This window comes from Flavobacterium sp., from assembly GCF_046155325.1.
Taxonomy (GTDB): Bacteria; Bacteroidota; Bacteroidia; order Flavobacteriales; family Flavobacteriaceae; genus Flavobacterium.
The window spans coordinates 20,838-31,882 of record NZ_JBJXDQ010000089.1; the positions used below are offsets into that span (position 1 = coordinate 20,838).

Here is an 11,045-nt window from a genome sequence, read left to right on the forward strand (position 1 = left end):
TATCATTTTTTAGGATTTTCGTATGTGAACTATTTTTTTTAAAGACCTTTCTGCCGACAATCAGGTTTAAAGATATTTTACAGATTACAATTGTAAGTAAACGACGACTCTCAAAAAATTCACGACGCATCACGAATATATATATTTTAAAATCGGCGTAAATCCGTTCAATCTGTGGCTAATTCTTTTCAATTTTTGCTATCAATACCAAACTCATTAGTATCATTGTGAAAGCATAGCCAATATCCTCTATTGGTATTGTCCCCAATCTAATTCCTAAGTTTTCGGCGTTATTATAAGAAACTACAGGTTCGTCAATAAAACTGCCTGTAAGTATACCGTTGACCAAGGCAAATGGAACTAATATGATTAGAAAAGTAATGAAAAAAGTGTTCAAGACATTGGGGCCTTTAAAAACCGTATAGGTCAAAACCAACACCAAAAAACTATAATTTACTACAGTATACCATTTGTCATAATGAAAAGCTATTGTTGGCAACAAAACAATCATTAACAAGAAATAAATCTTTCTCACTATTTTGTCCGACAAAGAAACCTTTGGATAAAAATAATGAAAGGCAAAGTGGATAAAAATACTAGAATAGGGAATGCAAATAAAAAACAGCCATTCTTCTATAGGTAATTCAAAAAATTCTATTCCAGAATGGTATCTAGGATTGAAACTCCAAACACCTATTTTGGTGAATACAATATCCCAGATAATAAAGAAAATAGCAGTAATACTAATTGCCGAAAAAACAGCTTTCCCTCTTTTTATATATTTCATTCTACTCTCGAAACTGTAAAGTAACGGGATTAATAAAGAAGCAATATTCAATAACAGGTAGAGCGACATATTAAATTTTAAAATATTTAAAAGGAACAAACAACATACCAAAACATTCACCTTCCTCCTTACCTAAATGTTTGTGATGCACTTTGTGACCTTTTCTAAGAGCAATCAAATATTTATTTTTCGTGTTTTTAAACAACTTTAAACGCTGATGAATAATGATGTCATGCACAATAAAATAGCATAGCCCGTAGATCATAATTCCTAAACCAATAAAAAACTTATAGTTTAATCCGACTTCTACTCCAAAATAAATAAGTAAAATACTCGGAATAGCGAAAATTACAAAAAACAAATCATTTCTTTCGAAAATATGGGCATATTTAGGCTGATGATGATCTGCATGTAAATACCACAAAAACCCATGCATAACAAATTTATGAGTACACCAAGTGATACATTCCATTAGTAAAAAAGTACCTAGAAATATAAAAAAGAATTGCATTATGTATTTAATTTGATAATAAATATTTTAAATTAATTTAAGCTTATACGTTACAAACGACTTAATTAACAATACAAATTTAGTGAAATTTGATATTCGAATTCTTACAACCCCAATTTTGTTAAAAGGAGTAGCTTCTAATTTCTTTAAAAGTTGTTTATAATAAACATAAGCAGTATAAACGCCAAATTTTGCATTACTGGGTAATTTTACTATTCCTTGGTAAGCAGCACTAAAATCATCTTCAATTTCATCAATAATGCTTGATTTAGAATTTTCGTCAAACGAATTCAAATCAAATCCTGGAAAATAATTCCGATTTAGAATTAAATTATCGTCTTTTAAGTCTCTCAAAAAATTCACTTTTTGAAAAGCAGAACCCAATCGCATTGCTTCTGGTTTTAGTAATTCATAAAAATCATTATTTCCATTTACAAATACTTTGAGACACATTAATCCTACTACATCGGCGGAACCGTATATGTAATCCTCATATTCTTCTTTGTTTTCATATCCTTTTTTAACCAAATCTAATTTCATACTCTTTAAAAAAGCCTGAACTAAATCGTCGGTAATACTATATTTCTTAACCGTTTGTTGAAACGAGTTTAAAATTGGATTAAGGCTTATTCCAGAATTGAAAGATTTATAATATTCTTTTTCGAAATCCATTATCAAAAGTTCTTTATCAAAATCATGAAACGAATCTACAATTTCATCTGCAAAACGAACAAAGCCATAAATACTATATATTGCATCACGAATACTAGGTGAGAGCATTTTTACTGCCAATGAAAATGAAGTACTGTAACTCTTTGTTACTAATTTACTGCATTTAAATGAAACCTCATCAAACAATTGCTTCATATTACTGATTTGGAAATTTTTTATTAATTAAGTCCGAAACTATTTTTCCCGAAATCAACGAGGGTGGAACTCCTGGTCCCGGCACTGTCAATTGCCCAGTAAAATATAGATTTTCGACTTTTTTACTTACTATTTTAGGTCTTAAAAAAGCGGTTTGCGTTAAGATATTAGCTAAACCGTAGGCATTCCCTTTGTATGAATTATAATCATTAACAAAATCATTGACACAATAACTTTCTTTGAAGATAACATTCTCTGAAACTTCTTGGTTGGTCAAAAGCTCAAATCTTTTGATAATATTTTCGAAATATTTTTCTCTAATTTCAGGGGTGTCTTCAATTCCGGGAGCAATAGGAATTAAAAATATACCAGCTTCTGTACTTTCTGGAGCAACTGACGAATCTGTTTTACTTGGAAAACTGGCATAAAAAAGGGGTTTTTCAGGCCATTTTGGGTTATCATAAATGTCTTTGGCGTGCACATCAAAATCAGTATCAAAAAACAAAGTATGATGTGAAACATTTTCGATTTTTTTATTAAAACCTACATAAAACAATAAAGATGAAGGCGCAAATACTTTACTGTCCCAATATTTCTCAGAATATCCTCTGTATTTTTTTTCCAGCAAGGTTTCGGTATGATGGTAATCGGCACCACTTAAAACAATATCAGATTCTATTGAAATTCCATTTGACACAACGCTTTTTACAACCCCACTTTCAACGTTAATTTTCTCGACATTTTGATTGGTTTCAATTGTAACACCTAATTCAACAGCTAGTGTTACCATCGCTTTAATAACTTCATACATACCTCCTTTTGGGTGCCAAGTCCCTAATCCAAAATCAGCATAATTCATAAAACTATAAAAAGAAGGCGTATCAGATGGTTTTGCGCCCAGAAACAAAACAGGAAATTCCATGATTTGTCGTAATTTGTGACTCTTAATTTTTTTTCTAACCTTGGTTCTAATACTAGTAAAAAACTGATTTACTTTTTTGATGGTTACGGGGGTTATCAATTCTGTGAATGAAACTCCCGGTCGATAAACTAAATCTTTGATAGCCACATCATAATTAAATTTTGCTTCTTCTAAAAATTGATTTAAATGCTTAGCACTCCCTTTTTCTTCATTTTCGAAAATAGATAGAATATCCGTTTGATTGTCGGGAATTTTAATAGAATTTAAAGAATCAAAATAAACCTCATAGGCTGGATTTAATTTTTCTAGTGTATAATAGTCTGATGGTTTTTTTTCAAAATCAGCGAAGAATTTTTCGAACACATCTGGCATCCAATACCAAGTAGGACCAATATCAAAAGTAAAACCATCTTTAATTAATTGTCTAGCTCTTCCACCTACAGTAGTGTTTTTTTCAAGAATTGTTACCTCAAATCCGCTTTTGGCTAAATAGCAGGAAGCTGCCAAAGCCGAAAATCCAGAGCCGATAATAGTTATTTTTTTCATTTGTTTAGTAAATATAATAAATGTTTAAAGGAATTTATTGAATTTCATTTACTAATTCGGGAATAGAATTAAATGTTTTAATACTGTTTCCAAAATTTTTAATATTTATAAATTCAACCATTCTACCTATATACCAAAGTTCAATTTTTTCTCCATGCAATTGGCGAATCATTTCAGCAACATACTCATTAATAGAGTCTTTATCGGGTTGTACCGTGAGATAAGAGACAAAAACAATGGATTCAAAATGACTTTTCAAATCGGTTAAACTTTCAATTGGTACACTTTCTCCTAGGTAAATAGTTTTGTAACCATGCAATAGTGTTTCATAATTTAAATACATAAGTCCCAACTCATGCATTTCATTCATAGGTAACGAAAGTACAAAAACTTTATCGGTTTTAATAGGCCTTAAAACTTGAAGTTTCTCAGTATTTATAAGTAATTTTTGCTTTATCAAATAACTAATAAAATGCTCATGGGCTGGTGATATCGTATGCGATTGCCATAAAAAACCCATCTCTGTCATTAAAGGTATAAAGACTTCATAAAAAACTTCTTTAAATGATTTTTCTGAAAGTAATTGGTAGTAAGTTGAGAAAAATAATTCTTGATCAAAATTCATCATAGCCATTTTAAAGGCACTAATAGCATGATTTTTAGTACTCTTTACGGTGATAATTTCTCGTACTAAACGAGGAATGTCGTCTTCAGGATAAGTAGCTATTTTTGAAATTTTGTATCCGAAATCATGAAGCAATGTGATGTTTAGCAATTTTTGTAAATTAACCAAATTATACACTCTTATGTTAGTATCTGAACGCATGGGTTCCAAAACGTTGTATCTTTTTTCCCAAATTCGGATGGTATGTGCCTTGATGCCTGAAAGGTTCTCGAGATCTTTTATACTAAAAACACTTTTTACATCTCCAGTATTGTTTATCATTTAAAGTAATTTATTAAACAAATATAGGCTTTATATTTTAAATCGAAAGAAGAACTTTTTTTCAATAGAAACCTATTAAGTGTAAATAGAAAAAAAATAAACTAAATAAATTAAAAATCAATGATTTACATAAAAAAAGTAAAAAAATTTATCAAAAAAAAATAAATCCAACTTTATTCATAAAAAAAAAGTAACATCTATTTGATAAACATTCAAAACAACTAAAATTATGTCTGGAGAAAAAATTTTACCTACATCACTAAAAAGCATAAAAAAACCGTGCAAAATTCTAATGAAAATTTATTTTGCAAAATATAAACTTTATACTAAGTATTTATTTATTTAAGATTGATAAGCAACAGTATTTAAATTATTTATATAAATAAGAAAATTAGTATTTTGTAGAATTAATTGTCCTATTTTTGAAAACAAAACTTACAAAAAATTATATTATGATCAAAAAATTATCCAACAAAATTTATTTTACTTTTCTACCATTATGCTTAGTAATCCTGCTTTCCATTTCTTGTTCGTCAGATAATAAAGATCCCACAATTTTATTTACAAGTCTAAAAGCTAATAAAGAATTTGTTTTTACAGAAGACCCCATAGTATTAAGCATTGATGGAACAGGGTATACTACTATTTCAGTTACATCGACCAATCCTGCGATTTCTATAACAAAAGCAACATCTACTTCGTACGAAATAAAATCAACTGTAGCCACAACAGCATATATCTATGTGGAATTAACTAACAACGCAAACAAAGAATTTAAGTATATAACATTAAATTTTTATGAACACGGAGTTAAAGACTATACTACTGTTGAAGGAATTAAAGTTAATTACGATGGATCTGCTAAAGTATTAGCTCTTTTGGGAGAGCCTGATAAAAAATTAGACTCTTCAACAGGAACCTTAGAATATTGGAATTACGGTTCAAAAGGACTTAACTTAACAATTATAAAAAGCAGTTCAGTAGTTGAATCAATTAGTATATTAAGCTCCAATTTTATTTACACAAATAGTTCCAATGTACAAACCAATTACACTAATTATCCTTATGAAATTGGGAATAGCTGGAAAATAAACAACAGTTCTACCACAATGGACATGATTGTTAGTAAGTTAGGACTACCAACTATAAAAGGAACATCTACAACTTCTTTGACACTAAGATACTATCAGTATTCAACCCAAAAATTAATTTTTCGTTTTTACAGTGATTCTGAAGACAATTATACCGGTAAAAAGATTATTAATTTTGTTGTTTATTAATACTGTAACACAATTTCAAGGCTAGACACATCTCAAAATACTAAAAAACATCCTACTACATAAATAATCGCATGTGATGACTTGACAAAATTTAAAAAAAAGCCCCAAAAGGGGCTTTTCAATATATAAAATCAAGCTTATTTGCTCCAATACATCTTTCTTCTTGGTTAAAAAGAGCTATGGAAGGTCCAACAACTTCGAGCGCCATTTTAATGGATCACTTTCGGCACACATTGGTGTTTTTCTTTTAATGCGAAAGTATCCGTATTAGAAAACTATTTTTAGTATAAACTTTTAGTTATTATTATCGTAATAGTAACTGCTATTATAGCTACATTAATTGCTAGAGTGCAATCGTTTGTTAAAACCCAAATTGTTTATGATTCAAAAAAGTGAAATCGGGATTGTTGGAGGAATGCACAATATTACTAATGGTGAAGTTGCTTTTTATTAATAAAAAACAAAAAAAATGTAGTTCTCATAACTTATCTATTTTCATTTTATAGTTTTGAAAAAGAATAGCCATAAAAAAGTCGCCAAAATTGGCGACTTTTTTTTAAAATTAATCTTTTATTAAACGTACTCTACTGTTTTATTTACTAAAAGAAAAAGTAGCCCCAGCAACTAAAAACTGATGTCCTAATGGTTGTAAATTTTCTCTAGCATCGGCAGCATTATAAGTATAGTTTAACCAAATTGGCATTACTACATTTTCAGACAACTTAATCTCTTTTGAAATTTTACATCCCAAATTAACAAAAGAAGGTTTATCATAATCTCCAGCGTAGTAATATTGCGCTTTATTATTCAAAACCACACCTGCTACTGGCGCGAAATTGATTCCAAATGGCGCTTCAAAATTGTACCCTACTTCCATGTAAGTTGTATAATTTTGTTTGCCTTTTTCATCAAACTCATCCTTAAATCTATAATCACTACCCGCTATAAAAGTACTCGAAGTAAACCATAATGGCACTCCACGTTCAGTAAAATCAAACATAAATAATAAATCTAACGTATTTGAACCATCATTACCCCAATTAAAAAATTTATTTGAAACTCCTTCTTGTTTATCGGTTGATGGCCAAAAATACTGTTGAGCAGAAATAGTTAAAAAATCATTTACTGCATAATTTACAATAAAATCGATTTCTTGGTAACCTTTATAACCACCATCAACATCATAATATTCTTTTTTAAAGTTGTGTGTAGTCCATAATCCTAAAGACCACTTCTCGCTTAGATTATACGCTCCATAAAGTTGAGCAACTGGATAATTGCCCCCCCAACATTGCCCCCTCCAAACATAGCGGGATGCTAAATCTAAATTTAAATCCCAAGTTCCTGTTACAGATTCTTCTTCAACCGCAGTTGTGTCTTTGACTGCGTCTTGTGCAAATGTTACTGTACTTGACAGTAATAAGGCTAAAATAATTGTTACTTTTTTCATTTTTAAATTGGTTTTAGTTATTAAATTGGTTTTGATTTATATTTCATTATTATTATGTATTATTCTATTATCAATGATTTCATATTCATAAATTCTTTAATTCCAATTTCGGACAATTCTCTTCCGTAACCTGATTTTTTTATTCCTCCAAAGGGAATTCGAGAATCAGAACGAACCAAGGAATTGACAAAAACGTTACCGGATTCAATTTTTCGTGCCAATTTATAGGCCTTTTCTCTGTCTTCTGTCCAAATTGCCGAGGCCAAGCCGTATCGATGATTATTGGCAATTGAAACGGCATCATTTTCATCTTTGGCTCTAATAATTGTAGCCAAAGGCCCAAAGGTTTCTTCTTGAAAAGCTACATTATTCGAATCTACAAAATCTATCAATGTGGGTTGGAAATTATACCCATCCCGTTCTCCTCCAACTACTAATTTAGCCCCTTGCTTCAGCGATTTATCTAACTGTCTATTAAGGTTCTCGGCTAAATCCAATCGAGCCAAAGGCCCCATATTTATTCCAGCCTGCAATGGATTTCCTTGTTTTAAGTCCCTTATTTTTTGCGCAAAAAGACCTGAAAATTCGTCGGCTATATTTTCGGTAACTATAAAACGTTTAGCACAAATACATGCCTGACCCGCATTGAGCATTCGTGATTGCGTTGCAACGGTAGCAGCTTTCTCTAAATCGGCATCATTTAATACAATAAAAGCGTCCGACCCTCCCAATTCCATAACTGATTTTTTTATATACTTTCCAGCTAATGCAGCTACAGACGAACCCGCCATTTCGCTTCCCGTCAAAGTAATTCCCGAAACAATATCAGAAGCAATGACGCTTTCAACTTGAGGAATATCAATATTTATTTGTTGGAAAACACCTTCTGGGAAACCCGCTTCTAAAAAAGCATTTTCGATAGCTTTGGCACAGCCAATAACATTTGGCGCATGTTTTAAAACCGAAACATTTCCCGCCATAATTGCTGGAGCTGCATATCGCAATACTTGCCAAAAAGGATAATTCCAAGGCATAATAGCGAAAACAGCACCCGATGGATCGTAAACCGACATGCTTTTAAATGGCGTATCATAATAAACATCTTTCAATATTTTCTCAGCATTTTCTGCATAGAAATCACAATTCGAAGCACATTTCTCTACTTCTGCTATTCCTTCTGGCAAAATTTTGCCCATTTCACAAGTGATTAACAGCCCTAATTCCTGTTTTTTTTCTCTTAGAATATTAGCTAGCTTTTTCATTTTATCAGCTCGTTCCTGAAAAGACGTATTCCGCCAATTCTTATAAGCACTTTCAGCCAATTCTAGTTTTTGATTCAATTGGGCATTAGTCAACACCTCATGTTCACCGATAAGTTCTTTAGAAAATGGATTGATGGATTGAAATATCATTTAAAAAATTTAAAATATTTATGAATTTAGTTTAAAAACAGCTACTCCCTTTCGTCATCAATGGAGCAGTAGCCGATCACGATTAATTAACTACTTATTTTCACTTAATTTAGTATTGGAATCCAATGGCCAATACATCAAAACTGAGCAATTTCCGCTGCGTGGATCGTCTAAATAATCGAACAATGGTTCTACCAAAATAAACCCACATTTAGTTTGAGCTGTAACCGTTGGATCAATAATTTCGCCTTTTATTAATTTATCACAATATTCGGCGATGGTCATTTTATCTTTCACTTTATCAAATCCAATAGGCATTCCAGCAGTCATTTGTCCTTTTGTTCCCATTTGTTTTGCCACTTCTTGACGTGCATTATAGATTTCTCTACCTATTCCTTTTCCTTGATAATCAGGATGAACCGAAACATCTAAGCCGTAAAGCCAATCTGCTTTTGGGTCGTGCGTTCCCAACCATAAATTATCTGAAATTTCCAAAAAAGTATGGGGTTCTTTATGATGATTTTGCATCAAAGTTGTTGTAGCCGCAATAACTCTATCTCCGTCTAAAACAATCATTTGACCTTCTGGAAAAATCTCAATATGCCGTTTATATTGTGCTTCGGTCATTAATTCTTCGTCTGACAAAGTCGGAAAAACAATCTTTTGAAGTTCCGCTTCTTGCTTTGCATATTCTGGCGTAGCAGTTTGCAAAATGTATTTACCAAGAATTTCTTTTTTCATAAACCCTAGCCCCCAAAGAGGGAAATTAAATTAATAATATATTTTATTTTTTGTAACCTACTTTTCCCCCTTCGGGGGCTAGGGGGCTTACATTCCTCCGTAACTAATTAATTTCATTTCCAAATATTCTTTCAATCCCTCGGAACCAGATTCGTGACCAATTCCGCTGCTTTTTATCCCTACAAAAGGCAATTCAGTCCCGTGAGCAGCCCATTCGTTGATTCCTACCATTCCAAATTCCAGATTTTCAGCATAGAAATTAGCCGTTTTTATATGATTTGTAAATACATAAGCCGCCAATCCATATTCGGTATCATTCGCCCATTCTAAAACCTGTTCTTTGGTATCGAAAGGAATCACAATCATCAAAGGTCCAAAAACCTCTGTTTTTATGAAAGACTGTTTTTGTCTTGCTTCTATCAGAGCCGGATGAACAAAAAATCCCTTTTCCGACGCTTCTCCACCAATATGAAGAATTGCTCCTTCCGATTTTGCTTTATCAAGCAGCGACAAAGTGTGCTTTTGCTGTGTTTTATTAATTAACGGCCCTACAAAATCAATAGCACCGCCATTAATTCCCGTTTCTAGTTTAGAAATATCTTCTTTTACAATCGAAATAAACTTAAAAAAAATAGAAGAGTGTACATAAAAACGTTGCGGAGCGACACAAACCTGTCCACAATTTCTTAATTTGGCAACTAGTGCTTGATGTGCAATGACCTTAACATCAACATCTTTTTCAATAATAACTGGAGCATTTCCACCTAATTCAAGTGATAATTTTGTTGCTGTTTTAGAGGCGCCATCCATCAGGATTTTTCCAACACGCGTACTTCCTGTAAAGCTTATTTTTTTCAACAATGGATTTTCAATCATTTCCGTTCCTGTCGAAACGGGTTCTGTATTAATTAGATTGAAAACTCCTTTTGGGATTCCAGCTTCATGCAAAGCTAAAGCCATATTAAAACTGGACAAAGGCGTAAACTCAGAACCGCGCATTACCACGCTACAACCAGCCGCCAAAGCAGCTGCAACTGCTCTTGCAGGATTATAAGCTGGAAAATTCCAAGCCGTAATAACCCCAACTACACCCAACGGTTGGTAAATCACCATGGAACGCTTATCGATTCTACTAGATGGTATGACCCGTCCATAACTGCGTTTTCCTTCTTCGGCAAACCATTCAAAAAGATTGGCTGAAACCTGCCATTCTCCTCGAGATTCCAACATTGGTTTCCCTGTTTCCAGAGACGTTTCTTTGGCGAAAGCCTCAACATTAGCACGCATATAATTGGCTGCTTTTTTCAGATACTCTGCTCTGAAATAAGGTGTGGTGTTTTTCCAAGTTTTGAAAGAAGCATCGGCTGCAGCAATCGCTTTTTTGCAATCGGCTGCATTTCCATAAGGAACTTTATCCAAAATTTCTTCGGTAGCAGGACTTTGTAAATCCCAAGTTGCGCCATCCATTGCGTCACACCATTCTCCGTTTATATATTGTTTTCTCATTTTGTTTGTTAAAAATTGTACGCTGATAAAACGGATTCGCAAAAGCGAAAACACGGATTATTGCGGATTTTAAAATT

The 11,045-nt window shown here is 32.3% G+C and carries 10 protein-coding genes; 1 reads left to right on the forward strand and 9 read right to left on the reverse strand.

Annotated elements, in window-relative coordinates; genetic code table 11:
• Positions 1-178: 178 nt before the first annotated feature.
• The 5 genes from ACKVOD_RS06025 to ACKVOD_RS06045 are packed head-to-tail and all read right to left on the reverse strand — an operon-like array spanning position 179 to position 4,579.
• Positions 179-856, reverse strand: coding sequence for a lycopene cyclase domain-containing protein (locus ACKVOD_RS06025; RefSeq protein ID WP_409208565.1), 678 nt, complete (start codon positions 854-856; stop codon positions 179-181).
• Between the two features lies 1 nt (position 857).
• Positions 858-1,298, reverse strand: a complete 441-nt coding sequence (locus ACKVOD_RS06030) for a carotene hydroxylase (protein ID WP_409208566.1) — start codon at positions 1,296-1,298, stop codon at positions 858-860.
• A 27-nt stretch (positions 1,299-1,325) separates the two neighbouring features.
• On the reverse strand, positions 1,326-2,165 hold the full coding sequence (locus tag ACKVOD_RS06035; RefSeq protein WP_409208567.1) for a phytoene/squalene synthase family protein: 840 nt from the start codon (positions 2,163-2,165) through the stop codon (positions 1,326-1,328).
• 1 nt (position 2,166) lies between these two features.
• A complete protein-coding gene (locus ACKVOD_RS06040; protein WP_409208568.1) occupies positions 2,167-3,633 on the reverse strand; it encodes a phytoene desaturase family protein in 1,467 nt (488 codons plus the stop codon).
• A 34-nt stretch (positions 3,634-3,667) separates the two neighbouring features.
• Positions 3,668-4,579 carry a MerR family transcriptional regulator gene (locus ACKVOD_RS06045; RefSeq protein ID WP_409208569.1) on the reverse strand — a complete coding sequence of 304 codons (912 nt, stop codon included), beginning with the start codon at positions 4,577-4,579 and terminating at the stop codon, positions 3,668-3,670.
• Positions 4,580-5,031: 452 nt separating this feature from the next.
• On the opposite strand from ACKVOD_RS06045, the gene ACKVOD_RS06050 reads away from it, so the two are divergent.
• A complete protein-coding gene (locus tag ACKVOD_RS06050; RefSeq protein WP_409208570.1) occupies positions 5,032-5,859 on the forward strand; it encodes a hypothetical protein in 828 nt (275 codons plus the stop codon).
• A gap of 592 nt (positions 5,860-6,451) precedes the next feature.
• Here the strand turns inward: ACKVOD_RS06050 and ACKVOD_RS06055 are convergent.
• From ACKVOD_RS06055 to ACKVOD_RS06070, 4 genes are all read right to left on the reverse strand, one after another.
• Positions 6,452-7,309: a hypothetical protein gene (locus tag ACKVOD_RS06055; protein ID WP_409208571.1), complete on the reverse strand. Its 858-nt coding sequence runs from the start codon at positions 7,307-7,309 to the stop codon at positions 6,452-6,454.
• A 59-nt stretch (positions 7,310-7,368) separates the two neighbouring features.
• A complete protein-coding gene (locus ACKVOD_RS06060) occupies positions 7,369-8,721 on the reverse strand; it encodes an NAD-dependent succinate-semialdehyde dehydrogenase (protein WP_409208572.1) in 1,353 nt (450 codons plus the stop codon).
• Positions 8,722-8,811: 90 nt separating this feature from the next.
• Entirely contained in the window at positions 8,812-9,462 is a 651-nt protein-coding gene (locus ACKVOD_RS06065; protein ID WP_409208573.1) for a GNAT family N-acetyltransferase, read from the reverse strand.
• Between the two features lie 87 nt (positions 9,463-9,549).
• On the reverse strand, positions 9,550-10,968 hold the full coding sequence (locus ACKVOD_RS06070; protein ID WP_409208574.1) for an aldehyde dehydrogenase family protein: 1,419 nt from the start codon (positions 10,966-10,968) through the stop codon (positions 9,550-9,552).
• Positions 10,969-11,045 lie beyond the last annotated feature (77 nt).

Bases quoted from the DNA above. Each gene is read 5' to 3' on its own strand.
- ACKVOD_RS06025 (WP_409208565.1), bottom strand. From the start codon at position 856: ATGTCGCTCTACCTGTTATTGAATATTGCTTCTTTATTAATCCCGTTA.
- ACKVOD_RS06030 (WP_409208566.1), bottom strand. From the start codon at position 1,298: ATGCAATTCTTTTTTATATTTCTAGGTACTTTTTTACTAATGGAATGT.
- ACKVOD_RS06035 (WP_409208567.1), bottom strand. From the start codon at position 2,165: ATGAAGCAATTGTTTGATGAGGTTTCATTTAAATGCAGTAAATTAGTA.
- ACKVOD_RS06040 (WP_409208568.1), bottom strand. From the start codon at position 3,633: ATGAAAAAAATAACTATTATCGGCTCTGGATTTTCGGCTTTGGCAGCT.
- ACKVOD_RS06045 (WP_409208569.1), bottom strand. From the start codon at position 4,579: ATGATAAACAATACTGGAGATGTAAAAAGTGTTTTTAGTATAAAAGAT.
- ACKVOD_RS06050 (WP_409208570.1), top strand. From the start codon at position 5,032: ATGATCAAAAAATTATCCAACAAAATTTATTTTACTTTTCTACCATTA.
- ACKVOD_RS06055 (WP_409208571.1), bottom strand. From the start codon at position 7,309: ATGAAAAAAGTAACAATTATTTTAGCCTTATTACTGTCAAGTACAGTA.
- ACKVOD_RS06060 (WP_409208572.1), bottom strand. From the start codon at position 8,721: ATGATATTTCAATCCATCAATCCATTTTCTAAAGAACTTATCGGTGAA.
- ACKVOD_RS06065 (WP_409208573.1), bottom strand. From the start codon at position 9,462: ATGAAAAAAGAAATTCTTGGTAAATACATTTTGCAAACTGCTACGCCA.
- ACKVOD_RS06070 (WP_409208574.1), bottom strand. From the start codon at position 10,968: ATGAGAAAACAATATATAAACGGAGAATGGTGTGACGCAATGGATGGC.